Source organism: Bradyrhizobium sp. LA6.8, from assembly GCF_040547935.1.
Classification (GTDB): domain Bacteria; phylum Pseudomonadota; class Alphaproteobacteria; order Rhizobiales; family Xanthobacteraceae; genus Bradyrhizobium; species Bradyrhizobium barranii.
In genome coordinates this window covers 491,726-515,113 of sequence record NZ_JBEPQQ010000003.1, presented here as the reverse complement: position 1 = coordinate 515,113, position 23,388 = coordinate 491,726, and the positions used below count along the sequence as shown (strand labels likewise).

Sequence of the window (23,388 nt, the reverse complement as noted above, 5' to 3'; positions counted from 1 at the left end):
AATGGGCCCCCGGAGCGACCTTGGAAAGCATACTTAGGTTTGCACCTTTCCCCCCGGGCGTGGAATTCCGAGTACCTCGGTCATTCTGACGAGATCGGCCAATGACTTCGCACCCATTTTCCGCATGATCTGCCCGCGATAGATCTTGACGGTAATCTCAGCCAATCCAAGCTCGGCAGCGACTTGCTTGTTCATCAGGCCGGACGCAACCAGGGCGAGAATGTCGCGTTGACGCGGCGTTAGGCCTTCGAAGCGAGTCCGCACGCTCGACACCGACTTCTCGGCATCGCGCCGCTTGCGATCGCGTTCGATCGCAGCCTGGACCGCGTCCAGCATGTCCTGGTCGCGCACCGGCTTGGTCAGAAAATCGATGGCGCCACTCTTCATGGCCCGGACGGTCATGGGGATATCGCCATGACCGGTGATGAAGATGATAGGCGTGCGAATGTCGGCCTTCACGAGATCCGCCTGGAGGTCGAAGCCGCTCGAGCCGGGCAGGCGGATGTCGAGCACGAGGCAACTGGGGACCACCGGCGGCTTGGCTTCCATGACCTCCGCCGCCGAGCCGAAGGCCTCCACCCTGAGGCCGACCGATTGGAAGAGATTGGTGAGCGCCCGCCGCATCGACGGATCGTCATCGACGATCAGGACGATCGGATCATCGGCCCCCGCCTGTGCCTGCGCCTGCGCTGGCTTGGCGTGGTCGGTCACGACGCGGCCTCGTGTGGGAAGGGCAGGGCAATCTGGAATGTTGCACCGCTCCCCTCATTTGGGAATGCCGAAAGCCGGCCCGCGTGAGCCTCGATGATCGATCGGCAGATCGATAGTCCCATCCCCAGGCCGCTCGACTTTGTGGTGAAGAACGGCATGAACATGCGGTCTGTCACGTCGCTGTCAAGGCCGAGACCGCGATCCGTCACGGTAAGAAGCAGGTGCTCGTCGCCGTCTCGGCTGGAGCGAATGGCCAGCTCGCGCGGGAGCTCGACATTGGCTTGCATGGCTTCGATCCCGTTCATGACGAGGTTGATCAGCACCTGCTGGAGCTGGATCCGATCGCCGCAAATGCTGGGCAGGCCGGACGACAACTCCATCCGCACCGACACAGCATGGGTAGCGAGCTCGCGCCGAACGAGGGCCATCACCTCCCTCACGACCTGATTGATGTCGACTGGGACCATCTCGATTTCGGTCTTTTTCGCGAGCGCCCGGATCCGGCGGATCACCTCGCTGGCCCGATTGGCGTCCTCGACGATCCATTCGACGGAACGGCGCGCAGCGTCGAGATCGGCCGGGTCGCGGCCGAGCCAACCGATGCAGGCGTCGGCATTGGAAATGACGGCGGCGAGCGGCTGATTGATTTCGTGGGCAATCGAGGCGGTGAGCTCGCCGAGCGTCGTGATGCGCGTGACATGGGCGAGCTCGGCTTGCGCTTTGCGCAGGGCATCTTCGGCCTGCTCGGTGCGGATCGCCGCCGTCACATCGCTGCTGACGCCACGATAGCCGAGGAAGTTACCATTCTCGTCATGGAAGGGCTTGCCGCTGGTACGCACGTAAATCTGAGATCCGTTGCGATCCCTGCTGCGGTAAACCAGGTCGCGGAACGGAAGGTGGGCATCGAGCGCCGCGCGATGCTGCTCCCATTTCTCGGGCTCGAACTCGGCATCGGGCGGAATGTCCCAACGGGTCAGCCCGATCAAGCCGGTCGGCACCGGACTGGCCGTGTCGGCGTGTTCCGATATCCGGGTGATGCGGTGATCCGGCCCAGTCTCCCAAAACCAGTCCGATGCGGTTTCGGCATAGTCGCGGAAGCGCTGCTCGGATTGCTTGAGCTCGTCAAAGGCCTTTTGCAGTGCTTCTTTTGCGGCGAACTGCTCGGTGACGTCCACGTGCGTGCCGATGATTTCCATCACATCGCCATCGCCGCCTTTGACAGGATGTCCCTCCGTATGGACACGTCGTATCGAACCGTCCGGACGTGCAATCCGAAAGTCGATTTCGAAGGGCTCCCCTTGGTGGATTGCGCGACGTTCCACGTCGGCAATTCGTCGAAAGTCATCGGCGAGAATCCGTTGCTGGAAAGCCCGCGCCGGGACATCGATCTGGTCCGGCTCAAATCCGAACAGGCGGTAGAGTTCAGCCGATCGGTAGGCAAACTCCTGACGACGCACGTCCCAGGCCCAGCTGCTCGTATGGCTGAGGCGCTGGGCTTCGGCCAGATAGGCCTCACTGCGGCGCAGCCTCTTCTCTGTTTCCTTTGCAATCGTGACATCGGTGACAGCGCCGGCGAACTCGATGCGCCCGGATGCACGTCTCACCGCGCGTGCCACGGAATGGAGATATTTGATGGATCCATCCGGCATCAACAGGCGATATTCATGGTCGAAATCCTCCGCCTCGCGGAAAGCTCGATCAAGGGTCTTGCGGACCGCATCGCGGTCCTCCGGATGGATGCGCTGAAACACGAAGCCCAGGTTCGGCTGCATGGCCGGGTCACATTGGAAAATGCGAAACGTTTCCCTCGACCAGAAGATCTCGTCGGTCGTGGGGCTCAAGCCGAAGCTGCCGGTGCGGCTCAGTTCCTGAGCCTGGGCGAGGTAGGCCTCGCTCTGTCGCAGCGCATCCTCCGCCTCCTTGCGCTGGGTGATGTTTTCGCAGGCGACCAGCACGACCGGCGTGCCGTCGCCGCGCAGCATCGCCTTGGCGTTTTCACGGACCCAGAGAACCGAGCCGTCTTTGCGGATCTTGCGAATCTCCCAGGTGTGCGACTGGTCCACGGTTTCCAGGCACAACCCTACGCATTGACGGACGAAGTCGCGGTCTTCCTCGAAAAAGACGTTCAGCACGGATTGGCCGGTCAACTCGGTCGCCGTGTAACCCAATTGTGCGGCGCCAAACGTGTTCACGTTGAGCACCGTCCCGGCCGGATCGACCATGAAATACATGACCGGATTATGCTCGAACACCTCGCGCCACTGCTTCACGGCGTCGCGTAGATCGACGATGTCCTGTCGCGAGTCATCACCGACCGCGGAACTGTCCTTCTCGCCGGTGCCGAAAGATCGAAGCGCCGCGAGGCCGCCGAGCAGCAATTGTGCGGCCGAATTACCAAATTTCGCGATTTGGCCAGGCATCATCGCGGGCGTCCCGGCTCGCAGGGGTCGAAGCAAGTAGAGCACTTTGCAATCAGGGGAGCAATTCCCTCCGACCAAAGTAGACTCCGCGCCGAAACTCGCGGCAGCCGTGCAGCCTGCCGGCCTTGCGCCGTCTCGTTGCGAAGGTGCGGCGAAGGCCCGGAAAACTACGGGACAAACCTACGTATAGCTCGCGCATCCCAAGTCATAGCGCACATTTACCTCCGTACAATTGAGTCGTCCGTTGCATGCGGATTAGTCTCACAACCATCGAAGGGACGCGATGTGCAAGGCCACAAGCCGGCGATTAGCTCGATGTGCTGCCGATAGCTCCGCGTCCATTGCCCGACCTGCCGCACGATTGGCTGGTCGCGATTGAGAGGCCGCATTTCAGTAACGAGCGTGGATGGTCGGGCGTCAGCGTACGCGCGAAGCCACGACCATGAGAGCCGGAAGGAGAGCATGATGTGCGATACGCCTGAACACTCCGAGCGCGGTCCTGCTGTAAAAGCCTGCGCTGTCTGTAGCGGCAAGTTTGGCCTGATCCGATATTACTCCTGGCGAACGCCGCTGTGCTCCAGGAAATGTCTCGATCGCTTCAGGGCGCGCCGCGAACGCGACCGCCGATGGTTGTTTCGATTTCAGGCGGCATGAGGATTAGCCCTTCGATCGGCTCCATTCGGCAATTCTGAACCGGAGGCTGCGTGCTGAACCGTGCTTGCAAGCTCCTCTTGATGATCGCGCTGCCGCTTCCGTTGGTAACGGGAGTGAAGGCCGACGAGCTCGGACAGGATGGTGCACATCGTCATCATCCACTCCAGGATCAGCTCCTGCACGAGAAGTTCTATTCCAGCTGGCACATGCCCGACAATCCTGTGCTCAGCTGCTGCAACAGCGCGGATTGCTACCCGACCGAGGTGCGATACGTCGACGGCCGGATCTATGCGCGGCGCCGGGAGGACGGGAAGTACATCCTCATTCCATCCCAGAAGGTCGAGCGAAACAGGGACAATCCCGACGGCCGCAACCATCTTTGCGCGCCGCCGCCGTCCGCCTCTCTGGTCGACACGGTCTACTGCTTCGCGTTGGGAGGTGCCACGTGAGATTCATATTGGTGAACGGCAGGACCCCTTTCCGCAAGACATTCTGTCTATGGTGCTGCGAGGAGATCAGCGGCGGCTATCTGCGCGACGCGAAGACGCTGCTGCCCTATTGCGGCTACGAGTGTTACGCGCTCCATCACGAAGCGGCGCCGTTGATCGAGAGGCGAGCGCAAGCGGCATCTTGAGCTGACGGGTGGGCGAGGCGCATCGGCCGATGCGACTGCTGGCAGGGGAGGACAGGACGTTGAAATTCATGCTCGTCAACCAGGACCAACCGCGCCATGGCGTCACCTGCAGCGCGTGCGCCCGGCCGCTGGGCTCGAGCTACGTCCGGCATGTGTCCACGCAACGGCAGTACTGCGAGTATGATTGCTACCGCCGGTATCAGCAGACGAGCATGGAAGCGCTCTGGCCTTACCGCAGTTCGCTCGAGATGGTTACGGTGTTGGCGGCCATTTCGAGCTGGAGCTGGATGATGCAATTCGGCGCGCTCTCGGGCGCGCTGACGGAAGCATTTCTGCGCGCGCACGAACCTTCTGACCACGGAAGGAGGTGACGGCTAGCCTAACGATGCGGGCCGCGCAGAGTCGGCGGCCGCAGTCACTGCATCCAGCTTCGCGCCGCGTCCAGCCCCGGCGTTGCGAAGCTAGGGCGCGGCGGCTGCGGCCGCTGCCGTGGGTGCCGCGCTGACTTCGTGCGTCGTGACGCGTTGCTCGGACTTCGCCGTGGCTGTGCCGCTGCCCTCGAACCGGGCGCGGTAGACCAGCACATTCTCCATCACGCGCTGGACGTAGTTGCGCGTCTCCGACAGCGGGATGCGCTCGACCCAGTCGACCGGATCGACCTTGGGGTCGCGCGGGTCGCCGCGCGCCTGCACCCATTCGCGCACCCGGCCGCGGCCGGCATTGTAGCCCGCGAAGGTCATGATCTGGTCGCCGCGATATTCCGACAGCAGCGCGCTGAGCTCGGCCGCGCCCATCTGCGTGTTGTAGACGGGATCGGACACCATCCTGTCCCAGTCATAGGTCAGGCCAAAGCGTCTTGCGGTATCGCGGCCCGCCTCCGGGGTCACCTGCATCAGCCCGACCGCGTTGGCGGCAGACTTGTCGCGCTGGTCGAACGAGCTTTCGGTGCGCGCCACCGAATAGATCACGCTGGTCTCGATTGCGGGCGCGACCTGCTTGTGCTCGGGAATGCCGATGGTCGGGAAGGCGTAATGGTCGAGCGCAAGCCCGCGGGCCAGCGCCGACTTGCCGACCTCCAGCATCACGCGCGCATCGTTGCGCCGGCCGGCGAGCTCGCCGAGCGCTTCCAGCGCTGCGACGTCGGTGCTCTCCTTGGCAAAATCCTCGGCGTAATAGAACACCATGTCGCGCTCGCCGACGCCGTAGAGCATCTCAGCGGCGCGGACGCGCTCGTCCGCGGGCTGTGTGTCGGCCACGGCCAGCACGGGCGAGGGCGAGCGCAGCTCGATCCCGTCGAGGCCGAGCCTGGCGCGTGCGAGCTGGCCGTAATAGGCGGTCGGATAGCGCGCGGCGGCCTGATAGCTCATGCGCGCATCCGCCGTCGCCCCCATCGCCTCGGCCGCGCGGCCGCGCCAGTAATGCGCCCGCGACAGCGCGATCGGATTGGCCGAGCCCTCGTCGATCGCGGCGAAATGCACCATGGCCGCCTTGGGATCGTCGAGATAGCGCAGCGCGATCCAGCCGCACATGAAGTGGTAGTCGACGCGATAGACTTCCATCGCGGGCACCGCCGCCGCGCGCACCACGTCGTAGGCGGTCTTGAACTTGCCTTGGTCGAGCAGCTTTCGCGCGAGCAGGCGCCGCTCGCGCCACCAGGCATCGGTGTCCTGGGCCGCCATCGTGTCGGGCGCGGCCGCGAGGATCACCTCGGCGGCGTCGTCGATGCGGTCGTTCTGGAGATGCCACTGCGCGCGGCACAGGACATAGCCGAGATCGCGGCGCGCCTCGGTCGAGACGTCCTCGAGATAATCCTTGGCCTTGTTGGCCTTGCCGGTGACCGCCGAGCAGGCCTTGACGATCGCGAGCGCATCTTCGCCAAGCCGCTTGGCCGCGCGCCTTGCGGCGGCGTAGTCCTTGGCGCCGAGGCGCTTGTCCATGCGGGCGCGATGATCGTCAGCGGTCAGGAGATCGCGGAACGCCTCGTAGGAATCCTCCTCGCTGCGCTCGGACAATTCGTCCGTGCGCCAGGCCTCGCGCACCAGGCGCGTAGCCCTGTCATTGTCGCCTTCACTCAGGAGCACGCGGGCGAGCGCGAACTTGCCCTTGGCGCTGGTCGGCCGGTCTATCGTGAACTTGTGCACGGTCGCCGCGTCGCTCTTCTCCTGCCACAGCCGCGCTTCGGCGCGGCGGCGGAGCAGGGCGCTGCTCGGCCAGTCCGGATTGGCGGCGAGGAAGGCGGCGTAGCGCTTGAAAGGTGCCGTGCTCTCGGAATGGCGCAGCATGAACCAGTCGGCGAGCTTCTGTCCGGCCGGGTCGGCAATGCGGTCGCGCGCCGCGCTCGCATCGTCGGTCTTGCCCTTGCGCGCGAGATCGATGGCGTCCTTCAGCGCGGCGAGGTCGCCGGTGAGCGGCGGCGGCGCCGGCTTGTCCGAGGGCTCGTCGTCCTTCTTGGACTTGCGCTTGGCGTCGGCATGCTTACCGTGGCGCGACTTCGCGGCAGCGTGACGCTGCTTGCCGCCGGCTTTCGTCTCATGCGTTTTCTTTGACGCCGACGATTTGTGACTGCTCTTCGCTGCCAGCTCGGCAGGAAGAAGGGCCAATGCGGCCACGGCAACGACACACGCGAGCGAGCGTAGGCACTGGTTCATTCGATGGTCCCCCTGCGAAACCACTACAAACCAAGGTCCGCGACGACATGCGGCTTGAGAATCAAAGACGACACCCAAAACGATGCCACGACATCGTTTCGCAGTCCTCACGCTCCTTCAACAATGCGGCAAAATACCGATGGGAACTCGGGAACTTCCGAAATGGCGGAAAGGTAATGCCTTCAACCTTTGTTAACGAATGGGGCTCGCGCGACGGTTGCGCGCGGTCAGGGGCGTCGCGAGGGCCAGATTGCGCGTGTTCCCGCCGCCAAAACCGGTGTATTGAGTTCCCAACCGGTCCTTTCAGCTCTTACCCCCACCGCTCATGCCACTTTTCAACCAGTCGATCAGGCGCAAGATCGTCGGGATCGCCCTCGGATTGATCGTCCTGATGCTGGTCACCGCGATTCTTTCGATGGTGATGTCGAGCCAGGTCGGTGTCCTGCTCGACGAGCTGACCGATCGCTACATTCCGGCCTACGGCCATCTGGCGCGCGCCAACATCCGCTCGCTGGAGCGCTCGGTGGCGCTGCGGCGGATGGTCATGATGAAGATGCAGGCCCCCTCGGAGGAGGAGGCCTATGCGGCGCGCCTGCGCGAATTCGAGGAGGCCGATCGGAAGATCGACGAGGAAGGCGAGGCCGCGCGCACGCACATCAACGCGATCATCGACGACAAGAGGACGCCTTCCGACAATGCCGGGCTGGCGCGGATCGAGACCCGCATCGAAACCGCTCTCACCGAGCTGCGTCACGACATGAATGAGGACCACGCAAAACTCCTCAAGCAGGTCGAAGGCAAGCAGATGACGGAGGCGCGCGGGACCCTGGAGCATCTCGACACCATACGCGACCAGTTCAACCAGAAGATCGACGCGATCCGCGCCGACATGCTGAAGCAGGTCTTCGCCAGTACGGCGACAGTGATCGGTCGCCAGCGCCAGGCGATGATCATTTCGGGCATCGTCACCATCCTCGCGGCGGTGGTCGGATTTGCTTTCGCGCTCCTCGTCTCCAGTGGCATCACGCGACCGGTGCGGCTGTTGCTCGCCGGCACCCGCGAGGTCGAGGCGGGCCGCTTCGACAAGACCATCACGGTCTCGACCCAGGACGAGATCGGCGAACTCGCCGCCGCCTTCAATCGCATGATCGAGCAGCTGCGGCACAACGAGCGGATCCGTGAGACCTTTGGCCGCTATATCGATCCCAAGGTGGCGCAGGGGCTGATCGACCGCCCGGAGGTCGCCATCGACGGCCAGCGCCGGGTGATGACCATCATGTTCTCCGACATGAGCGGCTTCACCTCGATGAGCGAGGGCATGACCCCGCGCGGCCTCGTCAAGGTCATGAACCACTATTTCACGGTGATGTCCGCGCCGATCCGGAGCCATCGCGGCGTCATCGACAAATATATCGGCGATGCCATCATGGCCTATTGGGGCCCTCCTTTCATTGAGGAGGACGAGCCGGCGCTGTTCGCCTGCTACGCCGCCATCGACATGGCCGATGAGGTGCCGGCGTTGCAGAAGCAATTGCCTGACCTGCTCGGCATCCGCGCCATGCCAGGCCCTTGCGATCTGCGCATCGGGATTGCCACCGGCGAGGTCCTGACCGGCAGCATCGGCTCCGAGCTGATGATGAGCTTCACCGTGATGGGCGATGCCGTGAACCTCGCTTCGCGGCTCGAACTGGTCAACAAGATCTACGGCACGCGGATCCTGATCGCGCAGGCGACGGCGGACGCGATCGGCTCGAACCTCGAGCTGCGCGAGATCGATCGTCTGGCGGTGGCCGGCCAAAGCGCATCGCAGGCCATTTTCGAGGTGATGAGCAAGGCGCACGGGCTCAGCGTCCCGCAGGAGAGCCTGCGCGCGCGCTACGCCGAAGGCCTCGCCGCCTACCGCGCGCAGCGCTTCGACGAGGCTCGCGCCGCGTTCAATGCAGCGCTCGAAGCCGTGCCCGGCGACGGTCCCTCGCGCACGCTGCTCGGCCGCATCGCGCAGTTCGAGGCCAATCCGCCGGACGCAGCTTGGGATGGCGCCTGGCGGCTGGAGCAGAAATAGCCGTCCTTGCCGGGCCGGCACCGCCCTTGCTGGAAAAAACGTTTCTACTCGATAACGATGTTCGCCGTGACCTATTTCTCAGGCTTAGGTTTGACGTCCCTTGTGGCGTTTGATGGGGACACGCCGATGACAGAACTTCATGACAGGCTGGAACGGTTCGAGACGCTCACCGCCGAATGCGAGCTGATTGCCAAGCTCGCCACCGACAGCACCAAGCGCGAGTTCTATCTGAGACTCTCGGAGCAGTATCGTCAGCTGGCGGTGGATATGCGGAAGGCGATCGCGACCAAGGCCGCGGCCTGACGCCGCCTGCAATCCGTTCTTAATGTTTGGCGCGCATCCTTTGAGGATGCGAGCGTCGCGATCATGATTGCTCGCATTGGGAATGCCGAGGTCCGTTGCGGTGCAGCGCATCTCGCTGACGTCGCTTTGCCGCTCCTCACCAGGGCAATCCCATGCGCCTTCTCGCAGTCCTCATCTTCGCGCTCATGACGGCCGCCTGCAACCAGGAGCAGGACATCACCGGCTCGACCCCGGTCTGTGCGATGCGGAACTACAGCTCCTACAATCCCCGCGACATGAACCAGTGCGTTGCCGCCTGCAAGGCGTGCGACCACGGCAACACCGTCACCTGCACCACGTCATGCACCCTCAAGGGTGCCCACTGAGCGGCGGCGCTGGCTGGAGCTAGCGCTGAGGGTGCTCGGGCACCGGAACGATTCACATGGGTTAGTCATTGAAGCGGCAGGCAGGACGCGGAGTCCTATGGAATGGGTATGCTCGATCCCGGTCGGTTCCTGGTGTCGTGCTCGCATTGCGATGCATGGCCGATGGCGGCCAACGTCAAACGTTCGAGCTGGTCGGCGTCGCCGCACGAGGTCCGCTTCGTATGCCCGCGCTGTCGCCGCGAGGAGACCGCCATCATCTCGGCCTCCGGTGAGCTGACCCCGATCCGGCGCATCGACGCTCCGCTGCGCGACGTCACCGCGGCCTGGGCTCAGGCCCAGCGGCCAAGAGGGCGGGCGTAGCCCGCCCGTCACAGGACCAAGAGGGGGGCGTAGTCAACGCCTTGCGCGGTCCGTTTTTGGAACCCGGCCTACGCCGACGCGTTTCCGCTCCGACATCAACGCATCGAGGCCCTGCGAATGATCAACGAGCATTTCGACACCCGCACCCGGATCAACATGAAGCTGGCGCTGGATCGGGTCTGCCGCAATCGCCCGGTCGGAGAGGACCATTGCTTTCGCAGGTCCGTTGCCGAGAACATCATCCGCTGCGCGCTCACAGGCCGCACCGGCATCGGCCAGCTCGTCGATGCCGGCGAGCGGGCGATGATCAGGACGCGTTCGGAGCGGGAGCCGGCCTGATTGCGCCGGCTCAATCTCCGGTGCGGCGCTCTGACCGTGATGCAACCGGCCGATTGACTCTTCGCTTGCCCGCCCCGTAGATTGGCCGGTGACGGTTCTCCTCACGGAGATCAAAAGGGAACGTGGTGCGAGGTTTTCCCGATACCGGGATATTCTCAACGCCACGGCTGCCCCCGCAACTGTAAGCGGTGAATCTTTCGTCATATGCCACTGGGAATCTCGGTCCTGGGAAGGCGACGTAAGGTAACGACCCGCGAGCCAGGAGACCTGCCGTCAGCCGTGGTCACACGCGAAGATGTCGGTCGGGGAGTACAGACATTAGCTTCACCGGAGCAATCGAACGCTCCGCCGTGAAACCTCGTTCGCTGTGACGTGCCACTGACGTCATACCGAGGTTACAAGAGTGTCCCGTATTGTCTTTGCCGCCAGGCGCTTCCGCGCCGGCGTTGTCGCGTTCGTTTCCCTGTATTCGCTCGATCTGACCATGGCCCAGGCCCAGCAGTCGGCATCGCCCGATCTGCTGCCGCCGGTCGAGGTCGCGCCGACCGAGCGTCCGGCCAAGCCGCGAGCCGCGCGGCCTGCGCCCGACCAGCCCGAGCAGCGGCGCGTCGCTCGGCTGCCGAAGCCCGGGCCGGTGCCGGCGTCGCCCCCGGTTGCCGGGGTATCCGCGGCCAACCTGTTTCCGACGGTCGTCGTCAGTCCGACGGGCGTTGTCACTCCGACCAATCTGGTTGCGAGCTCGGTGACGGTTCTGACCGCCAGAGACATCGAGCGCGATCAGCGCCGGACCGCATCCGATGCGCTGAGCGCGGTTCCTGGCCTGAACCTCGTGCAGACCGGCGGTCCGGGCGGACAGACGTCGATCTTCATGCGCGGAACGAATTCCAACCACACCAAGGTCCTGATCGACGGCATCGATGTCAGCGATCCCAGCAACCCGAACCGTTCGTTTGATTTCGGCCAGTTGCTCACCTCCGACATTCAGCAGATCGAAGTCCTGCGCGGTCCGCAGGGCGGTCTCTACGGCGCAGACGCGCTGGGTGGCGTGATCTCCATCGTGACGAAGAAGGGCGACGGTCCCGCCCGCGCCACCGGCTCGGTCGAGGGAGGCTCGTTCGGAGCGTTCAATCAAACTGCAGGTCTGAGCGGTTCACAGGACCACTTCAACTATGCCTTCAACGTCGCGCATTTCCACGCGAACGACGTGCCTGTGACGCCGGTCGAATTGCTCCCGCCGGGGCAGAAGGCGATCGGCAACTATTACGACAACATGACCTATTCGACGAAGCTTGGCGCCGAATTGAGCGAAAACATGACGCTCAACGGCGTCGCGCGGTACACCGACGCCACCCTGCGCTTTACCGGAGACACCTTCGATCCCGTCACATCCGCGAGCTTTCCCGCGGCCGCGCAAAGCACGCAGACGGTGCACCAGCTCTTCACGCGCGGGGAGGCGGTCTGGTCCGCTCTCGACGACCGGATGAAAAGCTATTTCGGCGTCAACTACACCAATCACTGGAACTACAACATCTCGCCCGGCAACGCGATGGCCACGATCACGACCGGCGACCGCGTCAAGTATGATTGGCACACCACGACCCAGCTCGCGCCCAACAACAATGTCATCATTGGTGCGGAGCATGAGACCGAAACACTGCAAACGGCGACGGTCTCGGCGCAAAACGTCAACAAGGCCGGATATATGGAGCTGCAGTCCCAGTTCCGGGATCGCGTCTTCTTCACGGCCAACGTCCGGCAGGACGATAACGAGCGGTTTGGGGAACATCCGACCTTTCGTCTGGCGTCTGCCGTGATCGTGCCGGTCACGGATATGAAGTTCAAGGGAAGCTACGGCACGGGGTTCAAGGCGCCAACGCTCAACCAGCTTTACGTCAGCTTTCCCGCGTTCTTCTTCTTTGCAAATCCCAACCTCAGGCCCGAGGAAAGCGTCGGATACGACGCCGGCTTCGAGCAACCCTTGTTTGGCGATCGCGTTCGCTTCGGGTCGACCTACTTCCGCAACAACATCACGGACCTGATCCAGAGCACGTTCGATCCCGTGACATTCACGAGCACCAACACCAATATCGGCAAGGCGATCACGGAGGGCACGGAGAGCTTCGTCGCGGCTGCGATCACGGACCGGCTTCGCGTTCGTGCCGACTACACTTTTACCCGCGCGGTGGATGCGACGGCCGGACTGGAGCTGCTGAGGCGTCCGAAGGAGAAGTGGAGCGCAAATGTCATCTGGAATCCGATCGACCCGCTCACATTGTCCGCAACCGTGTTGCACGTCGGGAGTTTCGTCGATGGTAACCGCGACTTCAGCATTCTGCGTCTGCTGGCTCCGGCCTACACTGTCGTCAACGTCGCAGCCGAATATCTGGTCACCGACCAGGTGAAGGTGTTCGACCGGGTCGATAATCTCGCCAATGTGCACTATCAAAATCCGACCGGCTTTCTGCAGCCGGGACTGGGCGTCTATGGCGGCATTCGCCTGGCGAATTACGACGTCAGATAGCGAGAGAGAGAGAGAGAGAGAGAGAGAGAGAGAGAGAGAGAGAGAGAGAGAGAGAGAGAGAGAGAAGCCTCATGACGACGGCTGATCCGCTCATGGACCTGATCGCAAGCCAGCTTGCCGACGCTGAGGCCGGCTGGAGCGTCGGCACGTTCGGTGCCATTGCCGAGTTCACACGCGAGCCCGGTGAGGCCTTCGATATGGAGCAGTCTCGCAACGGGATCAGCGCCGTGACGCAGATGGGTGGGATACGCGTTGTCTCCCACCCGGATCTGCGCCTGATCGCATCGGAATCGCCGACCACGGAGAGCTGGAGCCACCGCATCGCGCTGTGTCTTCCGCATGAAGCCAGCGCCATGAGTGGTCGTACCGTGTTGACCGAGCTCGGTCCGGATGTCGAGGCGCTCCTGACGAGGGATCGCAGCGGCATCCTGTTCGACCTTGGCCTCGGAACGTTGCAGATCGACGCCTGCATCCGCGTCAGCGATGCCGATGCCGTCGCCGCGCTCAGGAGCCGCACGGGCCAATCCGCGTTCGCGCCCGAAAGCGACGCCATGCGGATCATTCTGGCCGCCAATCCGCACCGCGTCTTCATCAGCCGCATCGGGCGCGCCGAGGTATTCCAGCCGATCCCGCCGCCGGGCGGGCGAAGCCCTGACGGCCCGCACACCCACGTCCTGCCAAAGCTGCTCGCGCATCGCCGCACCCATGCCGCCACCGAGCCGCTGCCTGAGGGGTGGATCCCCTGCGCGCATCTCTATCCGGCCCATCCGCTCCGCGTTCAGCTCGGCCGCAAGCGCGCTTTTCGGCCGGATCATCACACAGCCTTCCAGGCGCTGCTCGAACTCTATGGGCTGCCGGAGCTGACGGCGTGCAAGAGGGCCGTGGTCGAAGCGGTCGCGAAGGGGCGGGGACCTGAGATGGCGACGCTTCCGCCCGATCGCACGGCGCGCGCCACCGTTCGCGTGGCCTTGCGCCAATTGGCGGCCATGGAGCCGCACACCGCGACACTCGCCGCCTGGCTTGCCGCCTACGACCGGCGCGATCCAGCCGAGACTGAAGATCCCATGGAGGCTCTTCACTAAGTCAGACGTGATGCCGCGTTCCAGCAAAATTGTGCTACAAATCCCACAAGGAGATCGTTCCATGACTGTCACCATCCTGCCGCCCCACGCCGACCGTTTCCGCCTTCATCCGGTCGCGTCGCGTCTCGCGCCGATGTTCTGCTTTGCGCTGCTGACGGTGTCATGCGCGCTCGCGAGCTTCGCGCTTGCCTGCGCGACGCCGTTTGCGGCGTTCGCCGTCGTCGCCGCCGCGATGCTGCCGATGCGTCCGGCGCTGCTCGTCGTCACCGGCGCCTGGCTCGTGAACCAGACCATCGGCTTCGGCGTGCTGCACTATCCCATCGATGGCAGCACCATCGCCTGGGGCTTTGTCATCGGTGCTGCCGCGTTGCTGTCGACGGCAGCGGCATCGACCGTTCTCCGCCTGCTGCCGCAGGGCCGCACGCCGCTGATGCTGGCCATCGCGCTCGTCGCCGCCTACGCCGCCTATGAGCTCGCGCTGCTTGCCGCGACGCCGTTCCTTGGCGGAGAGGGCGCGTTCACTGCGGCCATCGTGACGCGCATCGGGCTGACCAGCGCCGTCTGGCTCGCCGGCCTCGTCGCCGCCTGCGAGATCGTCCGCCTGGTCGATCCGTTCGGGCGCGCGATACGGAACGCGTAGGACGCCTCCGGAGTCTCCAGGTCCGGTCGTTGCGATGACCGGACTTTGCCCCACCACCGCAGGGCACCGCGCTTCAGGCTGCGCTCAGCGTGCGGTCCGGAACGCAAGTTCGCGCAGCCGAGGCAGGGCGGTGTTGCGGTTGTCGCTGCGCCAGATCGCATGGAGCTCGGCGAAGACCGACGGTCCGAGCCTGATCGGGCGAAACACGACGTTGTCGAAACAGGCGTTGCGTGTTTCGTCCGGGACGATCGCAAGGCCGAGACCTGCGCTGACCAGCGACAGGATTGCCTGTGCCTGACTCATCGATTGCACGACCTGGGGCCGGATGCCATTGGCGTCGAACGCCGCCGTCAAGAGCGCGCGCATATATGGACCGCCCGACGAATACATGATGAAGGGCTGGCCCTCGAGATGCGACAGCTCCGGCCGGCGTCGCACCGCGAGCGGATGGTCAAGCGGCAGCGCAAGGGCAAGCCCTTCACGGAAGACGCTCGCGCTTCTAATTGGCTTCTCCGTCTCGATCGGCCGAACCAATCCGAGATCGATCCGGCCCGACCTCAGTGCATCGAGCTGCTGGCGCGACGTCAGCTCCTCAAAGGTGATCTCGATATCCGGCAGTTCATCGCGAACTCGCGTTGCGAGCCAGGGTAAATAGCCGTACGTCGTCGCGCCGACGAACCCGATAGACAGCGCTCCACCAGCGAGCGACGCGGCTTGCCGGGCGGCTTTGACCGCATGCTCGCGCTGCTGAAGCATCGTGCGGGCCTCGCTCAGGAAGGCGCGTCCGGCCGCGGTCAGCCTGACCGATCGGCTGGTGCGCTCGAGCAGCTTGACGGCGAGCGTTGCCTCCAGGATCTGGATCTGCCGGCTGAGCGGCGGCTGCGTCATATTCAGCCGCTTGGCGGCACGACCGAAATTCAGCTCATCGGCCACCGCCACGAACGCGCGTACCTGTCCGAACTCGATCATTGATACCTTTTCTGGATCAATTAAATCCAAAAATGAGTTTAGACCTGAATTGATCGCTGATCTAGCTTTCTCGCGTCCGGTCGTCGCTGGCGTTCCGGACATCCACGGTCGCCGAAGGCGGCCGGGCAAACAAAATCGGGAAAGAAGGGGAGCAGCGTGGCCACGGAGCAGAAGCCGTCCGCACGGACGCATTATCGTTTCGTCACCCTGGCATTGATCACCATCCTGCTCGCGCTCAGCAGCGGCGACCGGGCGACGCTATCGATCGCCGGGCCGAACATGTCGAAGGCGCTCGGCATCACGCCGGTCGAGCTCGGCTGGATGTTTTCGGCGTTCGCGTGGGCCTATGTACTTGCGCATCTTCCCGCTGGCTGGATCGCGGATCGGCTCGGTGCGAAGCAGACCATTTTGGGCGGATTGATCCTGTGGTCGCTCGTCACCTTCCTGATGAGCTGCGTCGGCTGGGCCAGCTACCCGTTCCTGGTGATGCTGATCCTGCGCTTCACGCTCGGTGTCTTCGAGTCGCCTGTCGGCCCCGCGGCCGGGCGTATCATCGCGGCGTGGTTTCCGTCCGCGGAGCGCGGCGTCGCGGGCGCCATTTTCAACAGCGCCCAATATGTCTCGCTCGTCCTCTTCACGCCGCTGATGGGCTTCCTCGATCACCGCTTCGGCTGGGAGCACATTTTTGGCGTGATGGGCGTGCTGGGCTTCCTGTTCGCGGCGCTCTGGGCCGTCGCCTACTACCCGCCGAGTCGTCATCCCAAAATTGGAGCCGCAGAGCTCGATCATCTGCGTGCCGGAGGCGCGCTGGTCGAACTCGGCGGGGCATCGTCTGCCGCCGCTGCGGCGCAGGGGCCGCGCTGGTCTGACCTCGCCGAGCTGTTCAGGAGCCGCATGCTGGTCGGCATCTTCCTGGCGCAATACGGCATCTCGTCCATCACCTGGTTCTTCGTGTCCTGGTTTCCGACCTACCTCGTCAAGGACCGCGGCCTGTCGGTGCTCGATGCGAGCCTGATCGCGACCATCCCCGCCATCTGCGGTTTCGTCGGCGGCGTTACGACAGGCTTTTTCACCGACTGGCTGTTCAAGCGCACCGGTTCGCTCAGCTTCGCGCGCAAGACCCCGATCACGATCGGCCTCGTCATGACGGTGCTGATCATCGGCTGCAACTACACGGACTCCACGGTCCTGATCACCGTGCTGATGAGCGCGGCCTTTTTCGGCAAGGGTTTTGGCTCGCTCGGCTGGACGGTCGTCGCCGACACCGCGCCCAAGGAGGTGATCGGACTCACTGGCGGCGTCTTTAACGCCGTCGGCAACACCGCCGGAATCGTGACGCCTGTTGCGATCGGCTACATCCTCTCCGCCACCGGATCGTTCAACGGAGCGCTGCTGTATGTCGGCCTGCATGGGCTGCTGGCCGTGCTCTGTTACTGGGTCATCGTCGGGCCCATCGAGCGTCTCGTCATTCGCGAAGGCAGCGGGCTGATCCGCTCCGCGCCGGTCGCTGCCGAATGACATCATTTCCCGCAAATCCACCTCGATAGGAGAAAGCCATGAACTACCAGATCAACACGCGCATTATCGCCAACCCGCTCGCGGCAGGGCTCGCAGCCGGGGAAGCGACGACGGACCGGATCGCATGGGTGAGGACGTCGCTCGTCTTCCTGCCGCTCGCCCAGGCGATCAGCGATGCCAAGGTTCTCACCGGCCGGCAAAAACCCCTCACCGAGATCGCCTTCCTGTTTGCCGAGATCGAGACCGAGAACGGCCACAGCGGCATCGGCTACAGCTATTCGAAGCGTGCCGGTGGTCCGGGGCAGTTTGCGCACGCCAGGGAGATCGCCGGCGAGCTGATCGGCGAGGATCCGAGCGACATCGCGCGTCTGTGGGACAAGCTCGTCTGGGCCGGCGCCTCGGTCGGCCGCAGCGGCATGTCCACGCAGGCCATCGCCGCCTTCGACATCGCGCTGTGGGATCTCAAGGCCAAGCGCGCCAAGCTGCCGCTGGCAAAGCTGCTCGGCGCCCATCGCGATTCCGTTCGTTGCTACAACACCTCCGGCGGATACCTTTCGATGCCGATCGAGGAGGTGAAGGAGCGCGTCAGCATGGCGCTCGACAGGGGCATTGGCGCCATCAAGCTGAAGGTCGGCCAGCCCGACCCGATGGTTGACCTCAAACGCATCGAGGCGGTTCGCAACCATATCGGCGACGTTCCGCTGGCGATCGACGCCAACCAGCAATGGGACCGCACCACGGCGCTGCGCTTCGGCCGCATCGCCGAGCAATTCAACCTGACCTGGATCGAGGAGCCGCTCGACGCATACGACTACGAAGGTCATGCGGCGCTGGCAGCCGAGCTTGCGACCCCGATTGCGACCGGCGAGATGTTGACCAGCATCGACGAGCATTACGAGCTGATCCGCAACAATTCGGTCGATTTCATCCAGCCGGATGCGCCGCGCGTCGGCGGCATCACGCCGTTCCTCAAGATCCTCGCGCTCGCCGACCACAAGAAGCTCCAGCTCGCGCCGCACTATTGCATGGAGATCCATCTGCACCTGACCGCGGCCTATGCCAGGGAGCCCTGGGTCGAGCATTTCGAGTGGTCGGAGGCGATGTTCAACGAAAAGCTCGAGGTCGTGAACGGCCGCATGATCGTGCCGAACCGGCCGGGCCTCGGCTTCAGCCTGTCGGAGCAGGCGCGCGCCTGGGCCCGTGACGTCCACGAAGTCGGAAAGCGCCGCTGAGGGAGGATGGCCATGTACGAACCAAAGACGAAGCTTAGTCCCCTGGATCCGTCTGTCATCCGCCGGCTGAAGGATGTCTCCTCGGGTTCGCTGACCACCGAGCTGTTCAAGAAGGGCCTGCGCCAGTGCTTTCTGGTCGGGCTGGTGCCGATGAACAAGGACGCGGTCCGCTTCGCCGGTGAAGCTTTCACCATGCGGATGATCCCGGCGCGAGAGGATCTCGATACTATAGAGACGCTCACGCCGTATCCGAACGCGGACAATTTGCAGTGGGAAGCGGTCGAGAGCATCCCGCCCGGCCATGTCCTGGTGATCGACAGCCGTAACGATCCGCGCGCGGCCTCCGCGGGCGCTATGCTGCCGACGCGGATGAAGGTGCGGGGCGCCGCGGCCATTGTCACTGATGGCGCGTTTCGTGACGGCCAGGAGCTGGCGCGGCTCGATTTCCCCGCCTATGCCCGGCAGGTCACGGCATCGACGCGGTTGTCGTATCATCGCGTCGCGGATCTGAATATTCCGATCGCCTGCGCCGACGTGGCGGTCTACCCGGGCGACATCATCGTCGGTGACGGTGACGGTATCACGGTCGTGCCACGGCATTTGGCCGCCGAAATGGCCGACCTCTGCGAGAGGCGGGACCAGCTCGAGAAGTACCTGTCGTATCGTATCAGTGCCGGCGAGCCGCTCTACGGCGTCTATCCGCCCACACTCGCCGTGCGCGCCGACTTTGAGGCCTGGAAAAAGGCCGGTGCGGATCCGGCGCGGGCCACGACGATCCGGGCGGGAGCCTGACATGAGCAAGACATCGCCCGCCGCCATGGAGGCGACGATCCGTCGCTATTTCGACGCCTGCAACGCCGCCGACTACGATGCCTTGATGGCCTGCTTCACGGCGGACGCGGTTCACTACTTCCCGCCCGGCTTGCCGGACATTCCATGGCGTGGCGCCGATACCATCGCGCGCAAATGGATCTGGTGCGTCGAGAATCTCGGGTCGCAATGGACGATCGAAAAGATTCTTTGCTCGTCGGCGTCGCCGGAAGCCGTGATCGAATGGACGCACTGGAAGCGCAAGCAGGGCACGGCGCTTCGCGGCGACGAATGGTACGCGTTCGAAGGGGCGAGCGGACGCATCAAGGAGATCAGGGCTTATTATGCGGCGCCCGCCGATCCCTCGGCCCGGATCTGCGAGCTCGTCGATTTCGACTATCGCGATCGCGGCTATCACCTTTCGTCCGAATAGCGTCGGGCGGCCACGCCGTTCCTTAGCGGCGAGGGCGCCTTCACCGCCGTCATGGTGACGCGCATCGGGCTGACCAGCGCGGTCTGGCTCGCCGGCCAGCGATGCGCCCCGTGTAGCGAAACGAGGACCTTTGCGGCGAAGCACCTCGGTGCGATCAGGGCGAAAATTGCGGAGCTGCGTGTGCTGGAAGCGACAGTGGCGTCGCTGGTGAACAGCTGCGAGGCGACATGCAGCGGCAGCGTCGCGCCGGGCTGTGTGATCCTGCAATCGGGCCGTGGGTCACGCAGCGCGCCAGGCTGAAGAGCGATCCAAGTGCGAATTCCCGCATTCCACAGGGAACAGGGCTCATGACCCGCAACGAATCGTTGACACCCGGCTGCATATGTCACCACATGTGGGCGTCACGGTTCCGCTGGATCGCAAGATTTAGTGGCTAAGAGGGAAGCCGGTGAACCGCGCGAGAGCGTGGAATTCCGGCGCTGCCCCCGCAACTGTCAGCAGCGAGCTGCTTCCGAACAATCGTCACTGGTGCCTTTCGCACCGGGAAGACGGGAAGTGGGCGACGACCTGCGAGCCAGGAGACCTGCCGCGACAATCTGAACGTCCACGGGCGGGGTGTCCGGCGGTCGCTTGCATGCACCGCCCGGCAACTCCGCTGCCGGCGTTTCTGCAGCGTCCTTCCTTACAGCCCCGCTTAAACACAACGCGCGCATCACGGGGCCCTTTGATGTCACTGAATCTGCACGACGCGGACACCGCTTCCGCACCTATCGTTCATTTGCGTCCACAATCGCTTGCGCCTGCTTCGAGCGAGCCGGCCATGCAGATCATCCGCCGCAATGGAAAAGTCTCGCCGTTCGATTCCGCCAAGATCGCGGTCGCCATGACCAAGGCTTTCCTTGCGGTCGAAGGCACCAGCGCGGTCGCCTCACGCCGCGTCCATGAGAGCGTGGAGCAGCTGACGGCCGAAGTCGTCGCTGCGCTGATGCGGCGGGCAGGCGAGGGACGCACCTTCCATATCGAGGACGTGCAGGACCAGGTCGAACTCGCCTTGATGCGGAGCGAGCACCACAAGGTCGCACGCGCCTATGTGCTGTACCGCGAGGAGCGGTCGCGGCAGCGCGCCGAGGAGGCGGCCGCGGAAGCGACGCCCGCTGTCGCGCCGGCACTTCATGTCACGCTCGCCGACGGTTCGCGCGTTGGTCTCGACACCAAGCGGCTCGCGCTGATTATCGGCGAAGCCTGCGCCGGTCTCGACGGCGTCTCCGCAGCACCCGTGCTCACCGAGACCACCCGCAATCTCTACGACGGCATCAGCCAGGACGAACTGGCGCTGGCCTCGATCATGGCCGCGCGCACGCTGGTCGAGCAGGAGCCGAATTACGCCTATGTCAGCGCGCGCCTGCTGCTCGACAAGCTGCGCGGCGAGGTGCTGTCCTATGTCCATGCCGTGCCGACCTTCGCCTCGCAGGCCGATATGGCTGTGCGCTATGCCGAATATTTCCCGGCCTATGTGAAGACCGGCATCGCTGCCGAACTGCTCGATCCTGAACTGGCCCGCTTCGACCTCGGCCGGATCGCGGCTGCACTCAAGCCCGAGCGCGACCTGAACTTCCAGTTCCTCGGCCTCCAGACGCTGTACGACCGCTACTTCCTGCACGTCCGCGGCAAGCGGATCGAACTGCCGCAAGCCTTCTTCATGCGCGTCGCGATGGGTCTTGCGGTTCGCGAGATCGACCGAGAGGCCAAGGCGATCGAGTTCTACGATCTGCTGTCATCGTTCGACTTCATGGCCTCGACGCCGACGCTGTTCAATTCGGGTACGCTGCGTCCGCAATTGTCGTCCTGTTTTCTCACGACAGTCTCGGACGACCTCGACGGCATCTTCAAGTCGATCAAGGACAACGCGCTGCTGGCAAAATATTCCGGCGGCCTCGGCAACGACTGGACGCCGGTCCGTGGTCTCGGCGCCCACATCAAGGGCACCAACGGCGAGAGCCAGGGCATTATTCCGTTCCTGAAGGTTGCCAACGACACCGCGATTGCCGTCAACCAGGGCGGCAAGCGCAAGGGCGCGGTCTGCGCCTATCTGGAAACCTGGCACGTCGACATCGAGGAGTTCCTCGACCTGCGCAAGAACACCGGCGACGACCGCCGCCGTACCCACGACATGAACACCGCCAATTGGGTGCCGGACCTGTTCATGCAGCGGGTCGAGGGCGATGGCGAGTGGACGCTGTTCTCGCCGGACGAGACGCCCGATTTGCACGATCTCTACGGCGAGGCGTTCAAGACCGCCTACGAGGCCTATGAGGCCAAGGCGAAAGCCGGCGGCATGCGCGTCTTCAAGACCGTGCGCGCGAGCGACCTCTGGCGTCGCATGTTGACCATGCTGTTCGAGACCGGTCATCCCTGGATCACCTTCAAGGACCCCTGCAATCTGCGTTCACCGCAACGCCACGTGGGCGTGATCCATTCCTCGAACCTCTGCACCGAGATCACGCTGAACACCTCGGGCGACGAGGTCGCGGTCTGCAATCTCGGCTCCGTCAACATGCTCAACCATGTCGGTCCCAATGGACTCGACCAAGCCAAGCTGAAGCGGACGGTGACCACCGCCGTCCGGATGCTCGACAACGTCATCGACATCAATTTCTACACGATCCCCGAAGCGCGCCGCTCCAACATGCGTCATCGTCCCGTCGGGCTCGGCCTGATGGGCTTTCAGGAAGCGCTTCAGGTCCAGCGCATTCCAACTGCGTCCGACACTGCCGTGATGTTTGCCGACACCAGCATGGAAGCAATCTCGTTCCACGCGATCGAAGCGTCGTCCGATCTCGCCGCGGAGCGCGGACGCTATCCGAGCTTCGAGGGCTCGCTGTGGTCGAAGGGCGTCTTGCCGCTCGACTCCATCCAGCTTCTCGCCGACGCGCGCGGTGGTCTCGACGTCGATCGCTCCGCAACACTCGACTGGGATCGCCTCCGCAAGAAGGTCACGTCCAGCGGCATGCGCAACTCGAACGTCATGGCGATCGCGCCAACGGCGACGATCTCCAACATCTGCGGCGTCTCGCAGTCGATCGAGCCGAACTATCAGAACCTGTTCGTGAAATCGAACATGTCCGGCGACTTCACGGTCGTGAACGAGTTCCTGGTCCGCGACCTCAAGGCGAGGGGGCTTTGGGACGAGGTCATGGTCTCCGACCTCAAATATTTCGACGGCAGCGTCGGCCAGATCGACCGCGTTCCTGACGATCTGAAGGCGCTCTACGCCACCGCCTTCGAGGTCGACAGCGCCTGGCTGATCGAGGCGGCCGCGCGCCGGCAGAAATGGATCGACCAGTCGCAGTCGCTCAACCTCTACATCGCCAATCCCTCCGGCAAGAAGCTCGATGCGCTCTACCGGCTGGCCTGGCGGCGCGGCTTGAAGACGACGTACTATTTGCGCTCGCGCAGCGCCACGCATGTCGAGAAATCGACGTTGAAGGGCACCGACGGAAAGCTCAATGCGGTGTCAGCGTCAGTGGCAGTGTCGCACGCGCCGATCATGATGCCGACCGCAGCGGCACCGGACCTCGACGGCATCAAGGCCTGCCGGATCGACGATCCCGAATGCGAAGCGTGCCAGTGAGGAGATGACGATGCTCGACTGGTCCGATACCGAAACCAAGGCAGGCCGCTCCTGCC

20 protein-coding genes and 2 riboswitches are annotated in these 23,388 nt (G+C 64.0%); of the genes, 16 read left to right on the top strand and 4 right to left on the bottom strand.

Translation table 11 applies throughout. The annotated features are described in order from the left end of the window. Nucleotides 1–33: 33 nt before the first annotated feature. Together ABIA90_RS16085 and ABIA90_RS16080 are read right to left on the bottom strand one after the other, a co-directional pair. Nucleotides 34–711, bottom strand: coding sequence for a response regulator transcription factor (locus tag ABIA90_RS16085; protein WP_354118101.1), 678 nt, complete (start codon nucleotides 709–711; stop codon nucleotides 34–36). After that, nucleotides 708–3,134 (bottom strand): PAS domain S-box protein, encoded by a 2,427-nt coding sequence (locus ABIA90_RS16080; protein ID WP_354118102.1) that lies wholly within the window; start codon nucleotides 3,132–3,134, stop codon nucleotides 708–710. The genes ABIA90_RS16085 and ABIA90_RS16080 overlap by 4 nt, the downstream gene beginning before the upstream one ends. Before the next feature lie 701 nt (nucleotides 3,135–3,835). Here ABIA90_RS16080 and ABIA90_RS16075 point away from each other — a divergent pair. The 3 genes from ABIA90_RS16075 (at nucleotide 3,836) to ABIA90_RS16065 (ending at nucleotide 4,790) form a co-directional block, all read left to right on the top strand. Further along, a complete protein-coding gene (locus ABIA90_RS16075; protein ID WP_014495024.1) occupies nucleotides 3,836–4,234 on the top strand; it encodes a hypothetical protein in 399 nt (132 codons plus the stop codon). Beyond that, nucleotides 4,231–4,419 carry a hypothetical protein gene (locus ABIA90_RS16070; protein ID WP_084795121.1) on the top strand — a complete coding sequence of 63 codons (189 nt, stop codon included), beginning with the start codon at nucleotides 4,231–4,233 and terminating at the stop codon, nucleotides 4,417–4,419. The genes ABIA90_RS16075 and ABIA90_RS16070 overlap by 4 nt, the downstream gene beginning before the upstream one ends. 68 nt (nucleotides 4,420–4,487) lie before the next feature. Beyond that, a complete protein-coding gene (locus ABIA90_RS16065) occupies nucleotides 4,488–4,790 on the top strand; it encodes a hypothetical protein (RefSeq protein ID WP_175618423.1) in 303 nt (100 codons plus the stop codon). A 90-nt stretch (nucleotides 4,791–4,880) separates the two neighbouring features. Here the strand turns inward: ABIA90_RS16065 and ABIA90_RS16060 are convergent, their stop codons facing one another. Next, nucleotides 4,881–7,067, bottom strand: coding sequence for a lytic transglycosylase domain-containing protein (locus tag ABIA90_RS16060; RefSeq protein ID WP_354118103.1), 2,187 nt, complete (start codon nucleotides 7,065–7,067; stop codon nucleotides 4,881–4,883). 325 nt (nucleotides 7,068–7,392) lie between these two features. Here ABIA90_RS16060 and ABIA90_RS16055 point away from each other — a divergent pair, with 325 nt between their 5' ends. From ABIA90_RS16055 to ABIA90_RS16020, 8 genes are all read left to right on the top strand, one after another. Continuing rightward, on the top strand, nucleotides 7,393–9,129 hold the full coding sequence (locus tag ABIA90_RS16055) for an adenylate/guanylate cyclase domain-containing protein (RefSeq protein ID WP_063983091.1): 1,737 nt from the start codon (nucleotides 7,393–7,395) through the stop codon (nucleotides 9,127–9,129). A gap of 126 nt (nucleotides 9,130–9,255) precedes the next feature. Further along, nucleotides 9,256–9,432 (top strand): hypothetical protein, encoded by a 177-nt coding sequence (locus ABIA90_RS16050; protein ID WP_166341944.1) that lies wholly within the window; start codon nucleotides 9,256–9,258, stop codon nucleotides 9,430–9,432. A 152-nt stretch (nucleotides 9,433–9,584) separates the two neighbouring features. Beyond that, nucleotides 9,585–9,797, top strand: coding sequence for a hypothetical protein (locus ABIA90_RS16045; protein WP_063983092.1), 213 nt, complete (start codon nucleotides 9,585–9,587; stop codon nucleotides 9,795–9,797). 102 nt (nucleotides 9,798–9,899) lie between these two features. Next, entirely contained in the window at nucleotides 9,900–10,157 is a 258-nt protein-coding gene (locus ABIA90_RS16040) for a hypothetical protein (RefSeq protein ID WP_071913574.1), read from the top strand. Between the two features lie 117 nt (nucleotides 10,158–10,274). Continuing rightward, the gene (locus ABIA90_RS16035; protein ID WP_354118104.1) at nucleotides 10,275–10,496 is read left to right on the top strand and encodes a hypothetical protein; all 222 of its coding nucleotides are present in this window, start codon (nucleotides 10,275–10,277) and stop codon (nucleotides 10,494–10,496) included. Between the two features lie 75 nt (nucleotides 10,497–10,571). After that, a riboswitch (cobalamin riboswitch) is annotated at nucleotides 10,572–10,785 on the top strand. 114 nt (nucleotides 10,786–10,899) lie between these two features. Continuing rightward, on the top strand, nucleotides 10,900–13,017 hold the full coding sequence (locus ABIA90_RS16030; RefSeq protein ID WP_354118105.1) for a TonB-dependent receptor plug domain-containing protein: 2,118 nt from the start codon (nucleotides 10,900–10,902) through the stop codon (nucleotides 13,015–13,017). 71 nt (nucleotides 13,018–13,088) lie between these two features. Then, the gene (locus tag ABIA90_RS16025; RefSeq protein ID WP_354118106.1) at nucleotides 13,089–14,099 is read left to right on the top strand and encodes a DUF6925 family protein; all 1,011 of its coding nucleotides are present in this window, start codon (nucleotides 13,089–13,091) and stop codon (nucleotides 14,097–14,099) included. Nucleotides 14,100–14,160: 61 nt separating this feature from the next. Further along, nucleotides 14,161–14,739 (top strand): hypothetical protein, encoded by a 579-nt coding sequence (locus ABIA90_RS16020; protein ID WP_354118107.1) that lies wholly within the window; start codon nucleotides 14,161–14,163, stop codon nucleotides 14,737–14,739. A gap of 84 nt (nucleotides 14,740–14,823) precedes the next feature. On the opposite strand, the gene ABIA90_RS16015 is transcribed toward ABIA90_RS16020, so the two are convergent. Beyond that, nucleotides 14,824–15,708, bottom strand: coding sequence for a LysR family transcriptional regulator (locus ABIA90_RS16015; RefSeq protein WP_247342727.1), 885 nt, complete (start codon nucleotides 15,706–15,708; stop codon nucleotides 14,824–14,826). A 156-nt stretch (nucleotides 15,709–15,864) separates the two neighbouring features. Between ABIA90_RS16015 and ABIA90_RS16010 the strand changes: the two genes are divergently transcribed. The 5 genes from ABIA90_RS16010 (at nucleotide 15,865) to ABIA90_RS15990 (ending at nucleotide 23,332) form a co-directional block, all read left to right on the top strand. Next, nucleotides 15,865–17,226 (top strand): MFS transporter, encoded by a 1,362-nt coding sequence (locus ABIA90_RS16010; RefSeq protein ID WP_354118108.1) that lies wholly within the window; start codon nucleotides 15,865–15,867, stop codon nucleotides 17,224–17,226. A 38-nt stretch (nucleotides 17,227–17,264) separates the two neighbouring features. Next, nucleotides 17,265–18,458 carry an L-talarate/galactarate dehydratase gene (locus ABIA90_RS16005; protein WP_063983097.1) on the top strand — a complete coding sequence of 398 codons (1,194 nt, stop codon included), beginning with the start codon at nucleotides 17,265–17,267 and terminating at the stop codon, nucleotides 18,456–18,458. A 12-nt stretch (nucleotides 18,459–18,470) separates the two neighbouring features. Next, nucleotides 18,471–19,250 carry an RraA family protein gene (locus ABIA90_RS16000; RefSeq protein WP_354118109.1) on the top strand — a complete coding sequence of 260 codons (780 nt, stop codon included), beginning with the start codon at nucleotides 18,471–18,473 and terminating at the stop codon, nucleotides 19,248–19,250. A gap of 1 nt (nucleotide 19,251) precedes the next feature. After that, nucleotides 19,252–19,701, top strand: a complete 450-nt coding sequence (locus ABIA90_RS15995; protein WP_354118110.1) for a nuclear transport factor 2 family protein — start codon at nucleotides 19,252–19,254, stop codon at nucleotides 19,699–19,701. A gap of 387 nt (nucleotides 19,702–20,088) precedes the next feature. Next, nucleotides 20,089–20,306, top strand: a riboswitch (cobalamin riboswitch). A gap of 122 nt (nucleotides 20,307–20,428) precedes the next feature. Beyond that, nucleotides 20,429–23,332: a ribonucleoside-diphosphate reductase subunit alpha gene (locus ABIA90_RS15990; RefSeq protein ID WP_354118111.1), complete on the top strand. Its 2,904-nt coding sequence runs from the start codon at nucleotides 20,429–20,431 to the stop codon at nucleotides 23,330–23,332. The last annotated feature ends 56 nt before the right edge of the window (nucleotides 23,333–23,388 follow it).